Genomic DNA, 19,001 nt, shown 5'->3' with positions numbered 1-19,001 from the left:
ATTGAAATTCGTATTGGTTATGGTTCAAAAGTAGCAGAATGTAAACGTTCAGCCTCGTAGATTAACGATGCTTTGGCTTATAATTAATAGGATTTTAATAAATACAGGAGTTATTCTTCTCTGTTAACGTGCTCAAAATCAAAAGCAGGCTTACATACAGATATATATGTACAGGGCTCGTCAAACGGATTACTGTACTGAACTCTGGTGCCTGCAATAATTTTTATAGACTGCCCCGCTTCTAAAATTATAGATTCTTCATTTATAAGAAATTGCTTTTTACCAGCTATAATAAATGTGTATTCATCAAATTCTGGAGTTTGAAAGGGTTCACTCCATTGTGGCGGCGCAATCATATGTGCAATACTTAAATCTGAATTGCCATCGCTTGCTTTACCAAAATGTTCACCTATATACTTCCCGTCATCTGTAGGTACTATAAAAGGATTCTTTTGAATATAATAATTTTTGTTCTTCACAATACGTTCGGTTTGAAGACTTACCAGCCTATCATAAAATACTTAATTTTGGCGTTATCCGGAATTTCAGCTTCAGAAACTTTAGCATCCATATTAAAGCGTAATTCTCCGGCTAACTCTTTACGGTCTATCGTAAAATAGGCATTGATATCATCTACAAATACCACTACGCTACTAATTAGAGTTTCAATACGAGAGATATCGTAAGCTTCAGTAATATCTTTAAATGTACTATTTAGATTGATGCCTTCTTGAGTTGTGTATCGCGCATCAAATATTTGAACTGTGCGTATTGTCTTAGGTGTACCTTCTTTTATAGGCATTAAACTTAAAAGTTGTTTGCCGCCCTTTTCATAAATCTCTATTGCATTTACATTAAGCTCTTCGCTCAATCCAGAGTTTTGATCAACAACACTGTCGTTTTCAAAAAGTGTTTTTAATTCTGAAGTTGTGGTTTCTTTTGTAAGTGGTCCCACACTGTCTGCAGTTACGCTGTAAGGATTGTCAGAATTACAAGAGACGAGAAATAGGTTAGTTAATAGGGTAATGAGTAAAATACGTTTCATTAGAATATTAGAGTTTAGTTTGTTTTTATTTGATCATCTTTCCTAAGATACCTAAAACACCACGTATTACCGTCGCGCTGGTAAGCACTTTAATTATTGCTTTCTCTGTTGTGCTGCTTCGGGTAGAAGTACGGGTACTGCGTTTTACTGTTGCACGTTCTTGTTGCGCCTTTTCTTTTACCTCAGCACTCTCTGCTTTTTTAATCTTTTCGTTTAATAATTCGTAAGCACTTTCCCGATCAACAGTGGAGTTGTATTTAGAAACTAGCGTAGATTTTCGGTTTAAATCATCAAGCTCATCCTGGGTTAAAATATCCATACGCGACATGGGTGCGCGCATCATTGTAGCTGCAAGGGGAGTAGGGCGACCTTTCTCATCGAGTGCTGAAACTAAAGCTTCGCCGGTACCCAAAGATGTGAGCACTTCCTGGGTATCGTAATATTCAGAATCAGGATAATTCTCGGCAGTAAGTTTTATGGCTTTGCGGTCTTTTGCTGTAAAAGCCCTAAGTGCATGCTGTATTTTTAAACCTAACTGACTTAAAACACCTTCGGGTACATCTGTAGGATTTTGAGTAACAAAATATAAACCTACACCTTTAGATCGTATTAATTTGACAATACTTTCAATTTGATTGTGCAAAGCTTTAGAGGCTTCCCTAAATATAAGATGTGCTTCATCTATAAATATGACCAGCTCGGGTCGTTCACTATCTCCCTGTTCTGGAAATGTACTGTATATCTCTGCTAGTAAGCTCAACATAAATGTTGAAAATAATTGTGGTCTATCCTGAATGTCTGTTAGCCTTATGATATTAATTTTTCCTCTTCCATTCTCATCAAGACGTAATAGATCGTCAACCTCAAAAGATTTTTCTCCAAAGAAAATATCTGCTCCCTGTTGTTCTAGTTGTACAATTTTACGTAGAATTGACCCTGCCGAAGCTGTAGATATTCTTCCGTATAAATCTTGTATTTCTTCTTTACCTTCCTCTGTAGCGTATTGCAATACTTTTTTAAAATCTTTAAGATCGAGTAGTGGTAAACTTTTATCGTCGCAGTACTTAAAGAGTATGGCAATTATACCCGCTTGTGCATCTGAAGCATCAAGAATACGCGAGAATAATACAGGGCCAAATTCACTCACGGTAGCTCTAAGCCGCACTCCATTTTGTTCAGATAGCGTAAGTAATTCTACAGGAAAATCTTTAGTTGTATAGGGGATTCCTATTTTCTCATGGCGTTCGTCAATTTTAGGATGACCAGATCCTGCCTTTGCAATCCCGCTTAAATCACCTTTCATATCCATCAATAAGACGGGAACTCCTTTTTCTGAAAGATTTTCAGCTAAGACCTGCAGCGTTTTAGTCTTTCCGGTACCGGTCGCTCCTGCAATTAAGCCGTGGCGATTTAAGGTTTTAAGCGGAATTTTTACGTGGGCACCGCTAATGGTTTTTCCATTAAGCATTGCTGCTCCCACAGTAATAAATTCTCCTTTAAAGCTGTTGCCTTGTACAATATGTTCTTTAAATGCTTCAGATTGATCCATAAGTTGAAATTTGGTCAAAAATAAACATAAACCAAAACATATTAGGTATAGAAAAAATGATTAAAATATTAAAGATTTTTTACTTATAACTTGACGATTCCTATGTGCATAAGGTCGCCGTTGAAAGTTGTAGTGGGAGTGTTAAAGTAATATTGAATATTTATAATTGCGTTTGCATTAAAGTAGTATTGAAATACTCCAGATACGCCAAAATAATCATTGCCTGTAGGAACATTAGTAAACCCACGACTCATATACCCTCTTCTGGTTGTTCCTTCAAATACGGCTAGAATATATTTTCTGTTTCCACTATTCATATTTCTTACAGCTAAGCTTGCTGAAATGAAATAGCTTCCAGCTTGCAGTACTCGTATACTTCCGTCTCCTAAAATTTCAAATGTATCAGAGTCAATTTCTTTAATATCTACAGGATTACTGCCAAAAGGGAAATTGTGGAATGCAGCATTTGCAATAATGACATTATCTCCATTAAAATTTTTATATAGCGTCACTTTTTTGGTATTGCTTTGTTTACATAAGCTAGACCACGAACCGTTATATTGAAATAAACAATTAAAGTCTGTATTATAGACAATAGACCCTTCAATTGTTGCAAGTGCGTTCATTTCTAATGTGGTAACGCTAGGAGGTATTAGAGCGTTAGTAGTTCTTTCTTTTAATTCTACAGTCTTCCAAACTGGTGTTGTAGGGGTACCGGTATTAATTTCAATAGAGTTTAAATTTGTATTGTATAACAATAATCCGTTAGCAGGAGACAAGATTGCATTTCTTTGAGAAGTAGTTATTCTGGGAATCAATAAACCGGAATTTTCACTGCTTATATCTAAAATAGCGCTTTGGTCTGGGTTTGAATTTCCTATACCTACCTGCGCATTTACTAAATATGTTGCAATTAATAAATATAATGTAATTACTTTTTTAAGCAGTTGAATGGTTTTTACTTGTCTAAAATATAAATTCTTGTAATAATACAGCTCTAAAAATTATTCTGTTTATTGATGCTTCGAAAAGAGTTGTAGTATCTTTGCCACTTATGACAAAAGAGGCAATAGCAACCCGGGTAAAGCTGGGAGAATTACTTCCTTTAATGGAAGAGTTTTATACAATTCAGGGTGAAGGAGCACATACAGGTACACCGGCTTATTTTATACGGGTAGGTGGTTGTGATGTAGGCTGTCATTGGTGTGATGTAAAAGAAAGTTGGGATGCTGCAATACATCCTCCTACAGAAGCAGCTGCAATTGTAGCAAATGCAGTTAAGTATAGTAAAACCATTGTTATTACAGGGGGTGAACCACTAATGTGGGATATGGAGCATCTTACAAGTCTTCTCAAGGCAGAAGGCCTTAAAGTGCATATAGAAACCTCTGGTGCCTACGAGTTGAGTGGTCACTGGGATTGGATTTGTCTTTCCCCAAAAAAGCGCATGTTACCTAAATCGCGTATTTATAAAGAAGCGCACGAATTAAAAGTAATAATCTTTAATAAATCTGATTTCGCTTTTGCCGAAGAACATGCAGCCCTCGTAAATGAGGATTGTGAATTGTATTTACAATCAGAATGGAGTGTACGCGATAAAATGACGCCTTTAATAGTAGATTATGTAATGGCAAACCCCAAGTGGAAAATAAGTTTACAAACTCATAAATATCTTAATATACCGTAAAGAAAAAAAGGCTTCCAGTTATCTGGAAGCCTTTTTTTAGTTTATTTAGAAATACAATATTATTGAATTTCTTCAACTGGTATTTGTATATACGTGTCATCCCACCCTAAAAACATGTCAGAACCTGCTTCCGTAGGTTGAAAAGAGATTGAGAAAGACTCAATAGGAGCAGCTGTTTTATGAACTGGCGTTGTAAAACGTACCAGGTCGCGTTCTTCTTTATAACCATAAGCTCCCCAGGTGTCTAGATCTTTATTTAGTATTACAGTCCATTCTTTTTCTCCTGGTATGGTAAATAGTGTGTAAGTACCTGCAATAACTTTTTTGTCGCCCAGCATCATATCTTTATAGAATTTAATCTCTGTAGATTCATTAGCACCGGTACGCCATACCTCACCATATTTCTGTAAACCATCTTTAGTTGCAAAAACATCACGTCCTTTACGTTGAGGTCTGCTGTAAATAACACGTACTCTAGGAGCTTTATCCTGCCCTCTAAACATTGCAATGTCTAATGGACTTTTATCTAATTCACTAAATTTTTGAGCATTTACCGTATTGCCCATTACTAAAAATGTAAGCAGAAAACTGCTGATTATAAGAGATTTCATTTAATTTTTTTTTTGAATTTATTTTTAAATATGCATACAAATGTACAATGGTCAGGAGCTTAGGTTTGTTAAGGCTTTATTAAAATGCCAGATGATTTATAATATAAATTTTATGTATTAAAGAAAGCCATTTTTAATTATAAACTAATACACTTTTGAGGTAAAATGTTACAATATGTAACTATAATAACTTTATTTGTTTGTCAATTAGAATTGAATTAGCATCTTTGACCTAACAAATTAAAACAATACGATTATGTGCGGGATAGTATGTGCCTATGAATTGAAGCAACCGGCTGAAGTGTTAAGACCTCAGTTATTAGAAATGTCAAAAAAAATACGTCATCGTGGTCCTGACTGGAATGGGGTGTATGCAGACGATAAAGCAATATTAGCTCACGAGCGTTTATCTATTGTAGATCCCAGATCGGGAAAGCAACCTTTGTTAAGCCCAGACGGAAAATTAATCCTTGCAGCTAATGGCGAAATTTATAATCATCGCGAACTGCGTAAGCAATTTGAGGGTAAATATGATTTTCAAACAGAATCAGATTGTGAAGTAATTCTTGCTTTGTATCAAGAAAAAGGCCCTGCCTTTTTAGATGAGATGAATGGAATTTTTGCCTTCTCCTTATATGACGCTGCTAAAGATGAGTATTTTGTAGCAAGAGATCATATGGGTATTATTCCACTTTATATGGGTTGGGATGAGCACGGTACTTTTTATGTAGCTTCAGAACTTAAAGCTCTTGAAGGAACCTGTACAAAGATTAAATTATTTCCTCCAGGACACTATTTACACAGTGCAGATGGTGAATTGAGACAATGGTACAAGCGTGACTGGATGGAGTATGATGCTGTAAAAGATAACGAGACCAGTATTGAAAAATTACGTGATGCTTTAGAAGCAGCTGTGCACCGTCAATTAATGTCTGATGTACCTTACGGAGTACTACTTTCTGGGGGATTAGATTCTTCAATCACTTCTGCGGTAGCAAAAAAATATGCCGAAAAGCGAATTGAATCCGGAGACACAGATGGGGCATGGTGGCCAAGATTACACTCGTTTTCAGTAGGGCTTGAAGGTTCGCCAGATTTAGCTGCTGCTCAAAAAGTTGCAGATCATATAGGTACTGTGCATCATGAAATAAAATTTACAATACAAGAAGGTCTTGATGCGATAAAAGATGTTATATATAACCTCGAGACCTACGATATTACAACCATTAGAGCTTCTACGCCTATGTATCTTATGGCGCGTGTAATTAAATCTATGGGAGTAAAAATGGTACTCTCTGGAGAAGGTGCAGATGAGGTTTTTGGGGGGTATTTATACTTTCATAAAGCTCCTAATGCTCAGGAGTTTCATGAGGAGACGGTACGTAAATTAAGTAAATTACATATGTATGATTGCCTACGTGCTAACAAGTCACTTGCTGCCTGGGGTATTGAAGGTCGTGTACCGTTCTTAGATAAAGAATTTATGGATGTAGCAATGAGCATTAATCCTCAGGACAAAATGATTAATGGAGAGCGTATGGAGAAGTGGGTTCTGCGTAAAGCTTTTGAATCCTATTTACCAGAGAGTGTTGCCTGGAGACAGAAAGAGCAATTTTCTGACGGGGTAGGTTACAGCTGGATAGATACTCTTAAGGAGGTTGTAAATGAGAAAATTAGTGATGAGCAATTAGCCAATGCTAAGTATAAATTCCCTATTCAAACACCTACAAATAAAGAAGAGTACTACTATAGAAGTATTTTTACAGATCATTTCCCTAGCGATGCAGCAGCGTGGTCTGTGCCTCAGGAAGCCTCTGTAGCGTGCAGTACTAAAATTGCTTTAGAGTGGGATGAGGCATTTAAAAATATGAACGATCCTTCGGGAAGAGCGGTCGCAAATGTGCATTCTGATGCATATATTAAAAAACAACACGCGTAAGCTGTTGAGGTTAAATTTTGAAGCCGCTTTCTTGTTTAGAAAGCGGCTTTTTTTTGTCATTATGTGTATTGAAAATAATATGAACTGATAATAATCTGTTTTTACGCTTTTTTTACACATTTTGTTGATAACTTAAGGCCTTTGGCTCGGGTTTTGCTTATATATGGGGATGCGATTTTTTATATTTGTTAGCTATCAAAAAACACGACCTTTGAGGGTTATTTTTTGATTATTAGGCAATAATTAGATAGAGCAAAAAGTTTCCGCTTTAAGAAAAACAGAACATTTTAATTAAATAAAGATATATGAGCGAAGAAGCCAATAAGAAGCAATATTCGGCAGATAGTATTCAGGCGCTTGAGGGAATGGAGCACGTGCGTATGCGTCCCTCAATGTATATTGGAGATGTGGGAGTACGTGGTTTGCACCACTTGGTTTATGAGGTTGTAGATAACTCAATTGATGAGGCTATGGCTGGGCATTGCGATGCTATAGATGTTGTCATAAATGAAAATAATTCGATATCCGTTAAAGATAATGGTCGTGGTATACCGGTAGATTTACACAAAAAAGAAGGTGTGTCTGCTCTACAGGTAGTAATGACTAAAATTGGTGCCGGAGGTAAATTTGATAAAGACTCCTATAAAGTTTCTGGTGGTTTACACGGTGTTGGGGTGAGTTGTGTAAATGCACTTTCAGACCATTTGCGTGCTACTGTTTATCGTGATGGTAAAATATGGGAGCAGGAGTATGAGAAAGGTAAAGCGATGTATCCTGTTAAAGCTATAGGTGATACTACAGACAGAGGTACCGCGGTAACTTTTTTACCAGATCCTACAATTTTTCAGCAAACTGTAGAATTTAATTATGATACGCTGGCAAGTAGAATGCGCGAGCTGTCTTATTTAAATAAGGGCATCACAATAACCCTTACAGATAAGCGTCATAAAAATGATAAAGGCGAGTTTGATGTAGAAACTTTTCATTCTGAAGAAGGTCTGAAAGAGTTTGTACGGTTTATGGATGGCAATCGTCAGCCTATAATTGGTCACGTTATCTCTATGGAAGGTGAGAAGAATGACATTCCTGTTGAGGTTGCAATGATTTATAATGACAGCTATGCAGAGAATCTACACTCGTATGTAAACAATATAAATACACACGAGGGAGGAACACATTTAGCTGGTTTCAGACGGGGTTTAACAACTTCTCTGAAAAAATATGCAGATGCTTCTGGTCTTCTCGATAAGTTGAAATTTGATATTGCAGGTGATGACTTTAGAGAGGGGCTTACTGCAATTATTTCGGTAAAAGTTGCTGAACCTCAATTTGAGGGTCAAACTAAAACTAAATTAGGTAACAGAGAGGTTACTTCAGCAGTATCGCAAGCAGTTTCAGAAATGCTTGAGATCTATTTAGAAGAACACCCTGATGATGCCAAAACTATTGTTCAAAAAGTTATTTTGGCAGCTCAGGCACGTCACGCAGCTAAAAAAGCGCGTGAGATGGTTCAGCGTAAAACGGTGATGAGTATAGGTGGTTTACCTGGAAAATTAGCCGATTGTTCAGAAACTGATCCTAAAGAGTGTGAAGTGTTTCTAGTCGAGGGAGATTCGGCAGGTGGTACTGCAAAAATGGGTCGTGATCGTAACTTTCAGGCAATTCTTCCACTTCGTGGAAAAATTCTGAATGTAGAAAAAGCGATGCAGCACAAGGTTTTTGAAAATGAAGAGATTAAAAATATCTTTACTGCATTAGGAGTTACCATAGGTACAGAAGAAGATAGCAAAGCACTTAACTTAAGTAAACTTCGTTATCATAAAATTGTAATTATGTGTGATGCCGATGTAGATGGTAGTCACATTGCAACATTGATTCTTACCTTTTTCTTCCGCTATATGCGCGAATTAGTTGAAGGTGGTCACGTATATATTGCTACTCCGCCTCTTTACCTGGTAAAAAAAGGTAAAAAAATGCGCTATGCCTGGTCTGAAAAAGAACGTGATGAGTATAACGAAGCTATGGGCGGTAGTGCCGGTATTCAACGTTATAAAGGTCTTGGGGAGATGAATGCAGAACAACTTTGGGATACAACTATGAATCCTGAATTTAGAACGCTTCGCCAGGTGACTATAGATAATGGTACCGAAGCAGATCGTATTTTTTCTATGTTAATGGGAGATGAGGTGCCGCCTCGTAGAGAGTTTATAGAGAAAAATGCTATTTATGCAAATATAGACGTCTAGTCTTAATTATAAAGAATTGTTTAAAACCTGTTTTGAAAGAAACAGGTTTTTTTATTGTTTTAAGTTATGATTACGAGTGCTTTCGCTATTTTTGACTGAACCAAATCAATATCATTTATGAAAAACTATCTACTTACTTTAATTGTTACAGCCTGTACATTATCAGCTTATAGCCAGGATGATGGTTTTGAAGCTATTGTAAAAGCAGGAAGAGCAGATGCAAACACGTTAATGGGGGCGTATATAGCACCGGCTATGGAAGGTCTTGTTTACAGTATGTCTGGAGGCTGGTATCACACTGCAAAGACACACAAGCAATTGGGTTTTGATATTACGATAGGTTTTAACGGGGCTATAGTTCCTTCAGAAAAGGAGATATTTTCTTTAGGGAGTCTTAATTTTCAAAATCAATATAATGCCAGTTCAGATTTAACACCTACCGTTGCGGGTAACGCTACACCTTCTGAAGTAACATTTAATACCTCTGAAGGTGATGTGACCTTTACTATGCCAGAGGGAGTTAAAGATGATTTACCTATAAACGCAGTTCCTGCACCGGCCATACAAGCGAGTCTTGGGGTTTTTAAAGGTACAGATTTGATGGTGCGCTTTGTTCCTGAAGTAGGAAGTGATAATGTAAAAGGGAAGCTTTTTGGTGCGGGATTCAAACATAACATTATGCAGTATTTCGGTCCTTTAGATAACTTGCCCTTAAATGTGGCGGTTGTAGGTGCATTTACAACGATGAATGTAGATTATGATATTCAGGCAGAATCTACTATAGATGGTTCTAATCAGGCAGCAGAGTTTAAACTGAATTCATATACGGTACAGGGAGTAGCATCTTTAGACTTTCCTATTGTAACTGTGTATGGCGGGTTAGGTTTTACAGGTGGTAAATCTGAGTTGAATGTATTAGGTACTTATGAGTATGCAACAAACGGAAGTGCAACCAATAATGGTACAATTACAAATCCTATAATGTTGTCTTACAATCCGTCTAGTGTGAGAGCTTCTTTAGGAGCGCGTTTAAATCTTGCATTTTTTAAGATTTTTGCAGACTATACGGTTCAGGAATATAGCAATGTAAGTGCAGGTATTGCATTTAGTTTTAGATAGCATTTTTCAGTTTATAAAATAAGAATGACTTTCAGTATTGAAAGTCATTCTTATTTAGGTCAATTTTAAAAGCTTAGTTGCTATCATACTCTTTTAGAAATCGTATTTTTGAAAAGCGCAAACGTTAACGTTTTTTGAGTTAGTTTTTGTGCTCAATTAATATATTATTCACTAAAATAAAAATAGAATGAAAGTTACCGTAGTAGGAGCAGGAGCAGTAGGTGCGAGTTGTGCCGAATATATTGCAATGAAAAATTTTGCCTCAGATGTTATTCTCTTAGATATTAAAGAAGGGTTTGCAGAAGGTAAAGCAATGGATTTAATGCAAACTGCGTCATTAAATGCTTTTGATACCCGCATAACTGGTACCACAGGCGATTATTCTAAAACAGCTAATAGTGATGTAGCTGTAATTACAAGTGGGATTCCTCGTAAACCGGGGATGACCAGAGAAGAATTAATTGGCATAAATGCAGGAATCGTAAAGGATGTTGCTACTAATTTAATTAAACATTCTCCTAATGTAATTATAATCGTTGTGAGTAATCCTATGGATACTATGGCTTACCTGGTACATAAAGCTACAGGACTTCCTAAAAATCAAATTATAGGAATGGGTGGTGCGTTAGACAGCGCTCGTTTTAAATACCGTTTAGCTGAAGCATTAGAATGCCCTATCTCTGACGTAGATGGTATGGTTATAGGCGGTCATAGTGATACCGGTATGATTCCATTAACCCGTTTAGCAACCCGTAATAGCGTATTAGCTTCAGAATTTTTGGCTGAAGATCGTTTAAATCAGGTTCTTGAAGATACTAAAGTAGGGGGTGCTACACTTACAAAATTATTAGGTACTTCTGCGTGGTATGCTCCGGGAGCAGCTGTGTCAGGAATGGTGCAGGCAATCGCTTGTGATCAGAAAAAAATGTTTCCGTGTTCAGTTTTATTAGAAGGTGAATATGGCTTAGAAGATATTTGCATAGGTGTGCCGGTTCTTTTAGGTAAAAATGGTATCGAGAAGATCGTTACTATAGAACTAAGTGATGCTGAAAAAGCAAAACTGCAAGAAAGTGCAGATGCTGTGCGTAAAACCAATGGATTACTTGAATTTTAATTTGAGTTAACTTCGATTAAAAATGCCACCTTTAGGGTGGCATTTTTTTTTAAACCTAATTGAGAACTTAAAATAAATACACGTATAATTCTTAAAAATCTCTAGGAAGTTACTAAGCGGCAAATTGAGCTTAATACCTATTAAGAATTAGACATTTAAAGAATCTGATTTTAAGATTGTGTAGCTATATGGTAAAGACTGAATTTTATTTATTTCGTAAATAATTGATTTACAAATTATTGGTCTGTTTTTATTTAAATAGTTTTAATATTAAAAAGTTAAAGGAATCTAAAATATATTTATTGGCGTTTCTGCATTGAAACCCTATATTTGCACGTTTTAAAAAATTGCCCGGAAAAAGTTCGGGAAGAATTAATAAATATTTATAGAATAATGCAGAATAAAGGACTCATACGAGTATTTGCGATTTTATTTGGGTTGGTGAGTTTATACCAGCTTTCGTTTACGTACTTTACAAATAAGGCAGAAGACGAAGCTTCGGCTTACGCAGAGCGTCAGGTATCAAATACTGTAGAAGATTATGTAGATAGACGGGGTGAAGTAGAGCGTCGCTATTTAGATTCTGTAGGTAATAATCCTATCGCTTTAGGAATTACTTATAATGATGCAAAAGCTAAAGAACTTAATAAAGGTCTGGATCTTAAAGGTGGTATGAATGCTATTCTTGAGATTTCTGTTGCAGATATTCTTAAAGGTTTAAGTAATAACAGTACAGATCCTGCATTTAATCAGGCATTAGATCAAGCTGCTGAAGCACAAAAAGACAGTCAAAATAGTTTTCTTGATGATTTCTTCGATGCTTTTAATGCTCTTCCGGGAGACAATAAACTAGCTTCTCCAGACATTTTTGCAAATACTACTTTAGGAGAGAAAGTAAACTTCAACATGAGTAATGCTGAGGTTGAGCCTGTTATCGAGAAAGAAGTAGAAGAGTCTATAAAGTCTGCTTTTGAAGTATTACGTAATCGTATTGATAAGTTTGGGGTTACTCAACCTAATATTCAGCGTTTAGACAATCAATCAAGAATACTTATTGAACTTCCTGGTGCAACAGATATTGAGCGTGTGAAGTTTCAGTTAGAAAGTACTGCTCAGTTAGAGTTTTATAAAACACATTATGCAGCTAACGTTGCTCCTTATTTATTTGAGGTAAATACAGTTCTAAAAGATCTTGTAGCTCCTGCTACAAATGAAGAGGTAGAAGCTGTTAATGTTGATTCTACCGAAACTAAAGATGATTCTATTGAAGAGTTATTAGCTAGTGAAGAAGATTCAGTAAGCACAACTACTCAGAATAATCCTTTATTTGAACTTTTCAGCTTTAATCCTGCCATTCAACAATACGGGCAGGCTGCTGTTGTAGGTTATGCTCAGGCAAAAGATACAGCGACAATTAACAGCTATTTATCTAAACCGGAAGTTGTGCGTTTACGCCCACAGGATTTACGTTATGCAAAATTTAGATGGGGAACTGCAGAAGGAGAAACTAGTGTAGTAGGTCTTTACGCATTAAAATCTGACAGAAGCGGAACTCCTGCTATGGACGGTGATGTGGTACAGGATTCTCGTCAACAATACACCCAATCTGGCTTACCATCTGTAGGTATAGATTTTGAAGGTCAGGGTCCTGGTCAATGGGCTAAATTAACAGGAGAAGTTGCAAGTGAAGGAAATGCTATCGCAATTGTTCTTGATGATGTAGTTTATTCTGCTGCAACCGCTAAGCAAGAGATTAAAGGTGGTGCTACAGAGATTTCTGGTAGTTTTACAGTTACTGAAGCTCAGGATTTAGCAAATGTTTTAAAAGCTGGTAAATTACCTGCTTCAGCAAAAATTATTTCTTACGACGTTGTAGGTCCTTCACTAGGTCAGGAAGCTATCAACAGTGGTTTGATTTCTTTTGTGCTTGCATTGGTTTTAGTACTGGTTTGGATGGTTTTCTATTACGGTAAAGCAGGTCTATTTGCAGATATTGCTCTTGCAGTAAACATTTTATTTATTTTCGGAATTCTTGCTGGACTGGGAGCGGTACTTACACTTCCTGGTATTGCAGGTATCGTACTTACAATAGGTATGTCTGTAGATGCAAACGTGCTTATTTTTGAGCGTATTAAAGAAGAGCTTGCAAAAGGTAAGTCGCAAAAAGATGCAATTAAAGATGGTTTTAGTAATGCACTTTCTTCTATTCTTGATGCTAACATTACAACATTCCTTACTGCATTAATTTTATTCTTATTTGGTACAGGACCTATACAAGGTTTTGCTACTACTTTAATGATAGGTATAGCAACATCATTATTTACAGCAATTTTTGTTACACGTCTCTTTATTGACGGATACGGTAAAAATGGTAAGGCACTAGAATTCTGTACTGCAGCTACACGTAACTTATTCACTAATTTCAATAAAGATTTCTTAGCAAAACGTAAAATTGCTTATATCGTAAGTGGTGCATTGATCATTGTTAGTTTAATTTCTTTATTTACTAATGGTTTAGATCAAGGAGTAGACTTCGTAGGCGGTCGTAATTATACAGTGCGTTTTGAACAACCTGTAAATGCTAGTGAAGTTGAAGGTAAACTGATTGCAGAATTAGAAAGTGCACAGGCCAAAACATATGGTGAAGCAAACCAGTTAAAGATTACTACTAAGTATAGAATTGATGAAGAGGCTTCTGAAGTAGATGATGATATTCAGCAAAAATTATTTACGGCTTTAAAAAGCTATCTACCTGCAGATTTAACCCTTTCACAGTTTGTAAAAGGTGGATCTAGTGAAGCTAAAATAGGTATACTTGAGTATAACAAAGTAGGTCCTACTATCGCAGATGACATCAAAAAAGATTCGTTTTGGGCAGTATTAGGTTCTCTTGTAGTAGTGTTCTTATACATCTTATTACGTTTTAGAAAATGGCAATTTTCATTGGGAGCTGTTGCTGCAGTATTCCATGATGTATTAATTGTTTTAGGTATCTTCTCATTGACTTATAAGTTTATGCCATTTAATATGGAAGTAGATCAGTCATTTATCGCTGCGATTCTTACAGTAATTGGATACTCGCTGAATGATACGGTGGTTGTATTTGACCGTATTAGAGAATTTATGAAAGAATATGGTCCTACTCGTAAAATGGATCTTATAATAAATCAGGCAATTAACAGTACTATAAGCCGTACGTTAAATACCTCGATGACTACATTAATCGTATTACTTGCGATCTTCATTTTTGGAGGTGCTAGTATAATGGGCTTCATGTTTGCATTGATTGTGGGTGTTGTAGTAGGTACATACTCATCTATCTTTATCGCAACGCCGGTTATGTTTGATACGATACAGAAAAAGGCTTTAAAGCCTGAAGTAGAAGTTGAAGAAGAGACAGTAGCTTAACTACTGAATTTAATTCATAAAAAGAGAGCCGATAGTTTAAAACTATCGGCTCTCTTTTTTTATGCCTAATACTTAAAAGTATTCTTGGGTTTATTTAGAATACAGATTGTTCAGTCTTTGTTGTAAGAAGCTCTAGTGCTTTTAGTCCTAATTCAGAATTACCTTTAGAATTCAAAGGCGGACTCCAAACTGCTATGCTGTAATATTTAGGGTGCAATGCTACAATGCCTCCGCCCACACCACTTTTACCCGGTAAACCTACGCTAAACGCAAACTCACCCGACTCATCATAAAACCCACAGGTAAGCATTAAAGCATTAATACGTTTTGCTAATGTAGAATCTAGTACAGCGGCTTCTGAGCTCAAATCATATTTTCCGTAGTTAAGAAAAATTGTAAAGGCCTGTGCGAGTTGTTTACAATTCATCGCTATAGCGCATTGATGAAAATAGAAATCCAAAACCTCATTAACATCATTTTTGATATTACCAAAGTCCTTCATAAGATGCGTTAGTGCGGCATTACGATATTTGTGCTCCATTTCTGAAGCAGCAACTTTATGATTGTATTCTATGGTTTGATCTTCGGCGAGATCTCTTACGTATTGAAGTAGTTCTTCTTTAGGATTATCAAGTTCAGACATTAAGATATCTGCCACTACGAGAGCTCCGGCATTAATAAACGGATTGCGTGGAATACCTTTTTCATATTCTAATTGAACAAGTGAATTAAAAGGGTCTCCAGAGGGTTCTACGCCTATACGCGTCCAGATATGATTTCCTACTAATTTTAGGGCAAGTGACAGGCTTAAAACCTTTGATATACTTTGTATTGAAAAGCGTTCTAAAGCATCGCCGGTAGCGTATCCTTTTCCGTCTGTGCATTGAAGATAAATACCAAACTTATTAGGATCTACGTTGCCTAGCTCAGGTATGTAGGTTGCTACCTTTCCTTCTGCATTAAAGAGTGCGATTTCTGCAACTATCTCATCAAGAACTTTTTGATAATCCATTTAATTACGTGTCCAGCTTACAGAGTCTCCTTCTTTAATATTCCATTCTTTTGCAAAACCTGCATTAGTTTCAAGAACATAAGTAACCGGTACTTTTGAAGGTAGATTAGATTCATCAAGAGGCATCGCATTTTCAATGATAGTGGCAATTTTTTTATCTTTAGTAATGAAAAATAAATCTAATGGGATGTAAGTGTTTTTCATATAGAAATTGTGAGGTCGCTCATCTTGAAAGATGAAAAGCATACCTTGATTTCCTTCCATAGATTCTCTATACATTAGACCCGTAGAGGTCTCGTATTCTGTTTCAGCAAATTCTATATCTAATGTTTTGGTACTGCTGTCTACTTTAATTATGTTGAGTTCTCCTTCTTTAGTGAATGTAATAGGAGCTTGATCTAGTGTGTTTTCTTCAGAAGTACTCTCATTTTTACAAGAGGTGAGTGCACTAGCTAGAAAAAATAAAAAAAAGAATTTGCGGCACATGATATTAGTATTTAGGGTTTTTCTTTTGATTAAAACCGCGTATAATTAAAAATATTCCAATAAGTATAAAAGGAACACTCAGTATTTGACCGGTATTCAACCCAAAGATCCAATTTTCACGACCTTCTACCTGTGCTCTTTTAAAATATTCTACAATAAATCGAACCGTCCATAAAAGCACAAGAAATAAACCGAAAATGAGTCCTTCTTTTTTGCGTAGTTCAGTTTTCCAATACACAAACATCAAAATTAGAAAGACAAAAACGTAACCTGTAGCTTCCATTAGCTGACCCGGAAAACGATACGGTATATCTGCAATATAATTTGCAAATTGAGGATCGTCTGTAAGTGCTCTAAAAGCTTTATGCTCGTTAGGAATTCCGGTAAGGCGTTGCACCTCGTATTTATTGTATTGATCCTGAACAAATTTAATTCCGAGATTAGAATCGGTTATTTTCCCTACCATTTCAGAGTTAAAGAAGTTACCTATACGCACAAAAATAGCACCCAAAGAAACAGGGAGTATTACGCGATCTAACAACCACAAGACACTCTTTTTTAATATTTTTTTGTTGTACAGGTACATGGCGAAAATCATACCTATTGCGGCACCGTGACTTGCCAAACCCTGAAAACCGGTGTATTCTATCTCGGGTACAAATCTAAATGGAAGTAAAACAGAAAGTGGGTCTTCCCATAATAATTCGGTTTGATAAAAGAATACGTGTCCTAATCGCGCACCTAATAAAATAGCTAAAACTGAATAGATGAATAAAGGATCTAGTTTTTCTTCCTCAACGCCCTCGTACTTATAAACTTTCTTCATTAAATACCAGCCTAAAGAAAAGGCCAGAACAAACATAAGGCTATAATAATGTATGGTTAAAAATCCCAGATCTAAGCCTGTAGAAGGATTCCAAGTCATTTTTAGAGGAAGCATAAGCATAAAAAGTTTTAAGCGTAAATATATAAAAGCCTGTAGGCTTCTAAGTCGTTTTTATATTAATTATGTGAATGGTGATTTTCCCGTTTAGGGACAGGGTCATAACCAGAGCCGCCCCAGGGATTACAACTTGCAATACGTTTTATTGCTAACCACATTCCCTTAAAAGCCCCGTGCGTTTGTATGGCTTCTACGCTATAATGAGAACACGTGGGTTCATACCTGCAGGCAGGAGGCAAAATAGGCGATACAAATTTTTGATATAATCGAATGGGAAAAATAAGTATGTTTTTAGCTAAATTTTTCACCTACAATTATAATTTAGGAGAATGTATATGTGGTTCCATCGCGACCATCCTTAAGTTGAATACCTAATTCTAGAAGTTGATCTCTTATTTGATCACTGGTTGCAAAATCTTTGTTAGCACGGGCGTCTTTACGAAGTTGAATTAATAACTCAATCGCTCCATTAAGCTTATCTGAGTTAGATTCTGCCGTAGCATTTAAATCTTCAAGGCCTAAAATATCAAAAACAAATGAATGAATGACTTTTTGAAATGCTTCAAGGTCTGTCTGGGTTATTGTGGCTTTACCTTCTTTTATCTGATGAATAAACTTAGCTCCTTCAAAAAGTTGGGCTATTAAAATAGGTGAGTTAAAATCATCATTCATCGCATCATAACACGATTGTGACCAGGATGCTACATCTATTGAACTTTGTGCGGAAGTAGGTAATCCCTCAAGCAAATTAATGGCTTCCATAAGGCGGTAAAATCCTTTTTCGCTTGCGAGTAACGCATCATTACTAAAATCAAGAACACTGCGGTAATGTGCCTGCATTATGAAGAAGCGCGCAACACTGGGGGAGTAACCTTTTGTTAAAAAAGGGCTTTCACCGCTAAAAATTTCAGCCGGAAAAATATTGTTACCGGTGCTTTTAGACATTTTTTTACCATTAAGGGTAAGCATATTTGCATGCAGCCAATAATTAACCGGGTCTTTACCGTTTGATGCTTCAGATTGAGCAATCTCACACTCGTGATGCGGAAATTTTAAATCCATACCACCACCGTGAATATCAAATTTTTCGCCAAGGTATTTTGTACTCATCGCAGTGCACTCTAAGTGCCAACCCGGGAAACCGTCACCCCAGGGTGATGGCCAGCGCATAATGTGCTGGGGTTCTGCTTTTTTCCATAGTGCAAAATCCTGAGCATTTTTCTTTTCACTTTGAGCAGTAAGTTCTCGAGTATTGGTAATCATATCCTCAAGTAATCTACCACTCAGTTTGCCGTAATTATGAGTTTCATTAAATTTTAGAACGTCAAAATAAACAGATCCATTTTTAGTATACGCATATCCGTTCTCTAAAATTTCCTTGATAATTTCTATCTGTTCAATGATATGCCCTGTTGCGGTAGGTTCTATGCTGGGAGGAAGGCAATTAAATTTTTGAAGTATGGTATGAAAGTCTATAGTGTACTGTTGTACAACCTCCATAGGCTCTATTTGCTCTAGTCTTGCTTTTTTAGATATTTTATCTTCACCCTCATCTGCATCATCTGTTAAATGACCCGCATCTGTAATATTTCTAACATAGCGTACTTTGTAACCTAAATGCTTTAGATATCTAAAAATCATATCAAAAGACATAAATGTGCGTACGTTACCTAAATGTACATTACTGTAAACTGTAGGTCCGCAAACATACATCCCTACGTTTCCTTCTAATATCGGTTTAAAAAGTTCCTTTTCGCCAGATAAAGAATTGTAAAGAGTAACGGCTTGATTAGAATACAATGACGTCATAAAAATGGGTTGTATATGCTTATGTTAAATGAG

The 19,001-nt window shown here is 36.3% G+C and carries 16 protein-coding genes; 6 read left to right on the top strand and 10 right to left on the bottom strand.

Going from position 1 to position 19,001, the window contains the following annotated elements; all coding sequences use genetic code 11:
- Nucleotides 1–110: 110 nt before the first annotated feature.
- The 4 genes from ACEN25_RS07430 to ACEN25_RS07415 form a co-directional block, all read right to left on the bottom strand.
- The gene (locus ACEN25_RS07430; RefSeq protein ID WP_441802371.1) at nt 111–479 is read right to left on the bottom strand and encodes a cupin domain-containing protein; all 369 of its coding nucleotides are present in this window, start codon (nt 477–479) and stop codon (nt 111–113) included.
- A gap of 20 nt (nt 480–499) precedes the next feature.
- On the bottom strand, nt 500–1,045 hold the full coding sequence (locus tag ACEN25_RS07425) for a hypothetical protein (protein ID WP_028376302.1): 546 nt from the start codon (nt 1,043–1,045) through the stop codon (nt 500–502).
- A 25-nt stretch (nt 1,046–1,070) separates the two neighbouring features.
- Complete coding sequence (locus ACEN25_RS07420; RefSeq protein WP_441802370.1) at nt 1,071–2,594, bottom strand: helicase HerA-like domain-containing protein; 1,524 nt, start codon at nt 2,592–2,594, stop codon at nt 1,071–1,073.
- 83 nt (nt 2,595–2,677) lie between these two features.
- Nucleotides 2,678–3,412, bottom strand: a complete 735-nt coding sequence (locus ACEN25_RS07415; RefSeq protein WP_441802369.1) for a hypothetical protein — start codon at nt 3,410–3,412, stop codon at nt 2,678–2,680.
- A 236-nt stretch (nt 3,413–3,648) separates the two neighbouring features.
- Between ACEN25_RS07415 and ACEN25_RS07410 the strand changes: the two genes are divergently transcribed.
- Nucleotides 3,649–4,281 carry a 7-carboxy-7-deazaguanine synthase QueE gene (locus tag ACEN25_RS07410; protein WP_441802368.1) on the top strand — a complete coding sequence of 211 codons (633 nt, stop codon included), beginning with the start codon at nt 3,649–3,651 and terminating at the stop codon, nt 4,279–4,281.
- A 59-nt stretch (nt 4,282–4,340) separates the two neighbouring features.
- Here the strand turns inward: ACEN25_RS07410 and ACEN25_RS07405 are convergent, their stop codons facing one another.
- Nucleotides 4,341–4,892, bottom strand: coding sequence for a DUF2911 domain-containing protein (locus tag ACEN25_RS07405; protein WP_441802367.1), 552 nt, complete (start codon nt 4,890–4,892; stop codon nt 4,341–4,343).
- Between the two features lie 256 nt (nt 4,893–5,148).
- On the opposite strand from ACEN25_RS07405, the gene asnB reads away from it, so the two are divergent.
- The 5 genes from asnB (at nt 5,149) to secDF (ending at nt 14,718) form a co-directional block, all read left to right on the top strand.
- Nucleotides 5,149–6,831 (top strand): asparagine synthase B, encoded by a 1,683-nt coding sequence (gene asnB / locus ACEN25_RS07400; protein WP_028376298.1) that lies wholly within the window; start codon nt 5,149–5,151, stop codon nt 6,829–6,831.
- A gap of 305 nt (nt 6,832–7,136) precedes the next feature.
- A complete protein-coding gene (gyrB, locus tag ACEN25_RS07395; RefSeq protein WP_441802366.1) occupies nt 7,137–9,077 on the top strand; it encodes a DNA topoisomerase (ATP-hydrolyzing) subunit B in 1,941 nt (646 codons plus the stop codon).
- 117 nt (nt 9,078–9,194) lie between these two features.
- Complete coding sequence (locus ACEN25_RS07390) at nt 9,195–10,196, top strand: DUF6588 family protein (protein ID WP_441802365.1); 1,002 nt, start codon at nt 9,195–9,197, stop codon at nt 10,194–10,196.
- A 187-nt stretch (nt 10,197–10,383) separates the two neighbouring features.
- Nucleotides 10,384–11,310 (top strand): malate dehydrogenase, encoded by a 927-nt coding sequence (gene mdh, locus ACEN25_RS07385; RefSeq protein ID WP_441802364.1) that lies wholly within the window; start codon nt 10,384–10,386, stop codon nt 11,308–11,310.
- Nucleotides 11,311–11,703: 393 nt separating this feature from the next.
- Nucleotides 11,704–14,718, top strand: coding sequence for a protein translocase subunit SecDF (gene secDF, locus ACEN25_RS07380; protein ID WP_441802363.1), 3,015 nt, complete (start codon nt 11,704–11,706; stop codon nt 14,716–14,718).
- 94 nt (nt 14,719–14,812) lie between these two features.
- On the opposite strand, the gene ACEN25_RS07375 is transcribed toward secDF, so the two are convergent.
- The 5 genes from ACEN25_RS07375 to cysS all read right to left on the bottom strand — a co-directional run bounded on the left by ACEN25_RS07375 (nt 14,813) and on the right by cysS (nt 18,968).
- On the bottom strand, nt 14,813–15,730 hold the full coding sequence (locus ACEN25_RS07375; RefSeq protein WP_441802362.1) for a glutaminase: 918 nt from the start codon (nt 15,728–15,730) through the stop codon (nt 14,813–14,815).
- A complete protein-coding gene (locus tag ACEN25_RS07370) occupies nt 15,731–16,216 on the bottom strand; it encodes a DUF192 domain-containing protein (protein ID WP_441802361.1) in 486 nt (161 codons plus the stop codon).
- A 4-nt stretch (nt 16,217–16,220) separates the two neighbouring features.
- Nucleotides 16,221–17,156: a prolipoprotein diacylglyceryl transferase gene (gene lgt, locus ACEN25_RS07365; RefSeq protein WP_028376291.1), complete on the bottom strand. Its 936-nt coding sequence runs from the start codon at nt 17,154–17,156 to the stop codon at nt 16,221–16,223.
- Nucleotides 17,157–17,218: 62 nt separating this feature from the next.
- Nucleotides 17,219–17,467: a membrane protein insertion efficiency factor YidD gene (yidD, locus tag ACEN25_RS07360; RefSeq protein WP_441802360.1), complete on the bottom strand. Its 249-nt coding sequence runs from the start codon at nt 17,465–17,467 to the stop codon at nt 17,219–17,221.
- A 13-nt stretch (nt 17,468–17,480) separates the two neighbouring features.
- Nucleotides 17,481–18,968, bottom strand: a complete 1,488-nt coding sequence (cysS, locus tag ACEN25_RS07355; RefSeq protein WP_441802359.1) for a cysteine--tRNA ligase — start codon at nt 18,966–18,968, stop codon at nt 17,481–17,483.
- Nucleotides 18,969–19,001: the final 33 nt, after the last annotated feature.

Origin of the sequence: Leeuwenhoekiella sp. W20_SRS_FM14 (assembly GCF_052119605.1) — a bacterium.
Taxonomy (GTDB): Bacteria; Bacteroidota; Bacteroidia; order Flavobacteriales; family Flavobacteriaceae; genus Leeuwenhoekiella.
The sequence above is the reverse complement of the archived record's forward strand: the minus strand, read 5'-3'. Positions and strand labels throughout refer to the sequence as shown.

Bases quoted from the DNA above. Each gene is read 5' to 3' on its own strand.
- secDF (WP_441802363.1), top strand. From the start codon at position 11,704: ATGCAGAATAAAGGACTCATACGAGTATTTGCGATTTTATTTGGGTTG.
- ACEN25_RS07375 (WP_441802362.1), bottom strand. From the start codon at position 15,730: ATGGATTATCAAAAAGTTCTTGATGAGATAGTTGCAGAAATCGCACTC.
- ACEN25_RS07405 (WP_441802367.1), bottom strand. From the start codon at position 4,892: ATGAAATCTCTTATAATCAGCAGTTTTCTGCTTACATTTTTAGTAATG.
- ACEN25_RS07425 (WP_028376302.1), bottom strand. From the start codon at position 1,045: ATGAAACGTATTTTACTCATTACCCTATTAACTAACCTATTTCTCGTC.
- cysS (WP_441802359.1), bottom strand. From the start codon at position 18,968: ATGACGTCATTGTATTCTAATCAAGCCGTTACTCTTTACAATTCTTTA.
- mdh (WP_441802364.1), top strand. From the start codon at position 10,384: ATGAAAGTTACCGTAGTAGGAGCAGGAGCAGTAGGTGCGAGTTGTGCC.
- gyrB (WP_441802366.1), top strand. From the start codon at position 7,137: ATGAGCGAAGAAGCCAATAAGAAGCAATATTCGGCAGATAGTATTCAG.
- ACEN25_RS07420 (WP_441802370.1), bottom strand. From the start codon at position 2,594: ATGGATCAATCTGAAGCATTTAAAGAACATATTGTACAAGGCAACAGC.
- ACEN25_RS07410 (WP_441802368.1), top strand. From the start codon at position 3,649: ATGACAAAAGAGGCAATAGCAACCCGGGTAAAGCTGGGAGAATTACTT.
- lgt (WP_028376291.1), bottom strand. From the start codon at position 17,156: ATGCTTCCTCTAAAAATGACTTGGAATCCTTCTACAGGCTTAGATCTG.
- asnB (WP_028376298.1), top strand. From the start codon at position 5,149: ATGTGCGGGATAGTATGTGCCTATGAATTGAAGCAACCGGCTGAAGTG.
- ACEN25_RS07390 (WP_441802365.1), top strand. From the start codon at position 9,195: ATGAAAAACTATCTACTTACTTTAATTGTTACAGCCTGTACATTATCA.
- ACEN25_RS07370 (WP_441802361.1), bottom strand. From the start codon at position 16,216: ATGTGCCGCAAATTCTTTTTTTTATTTTTTCTAGCTAGTGCACTCACC.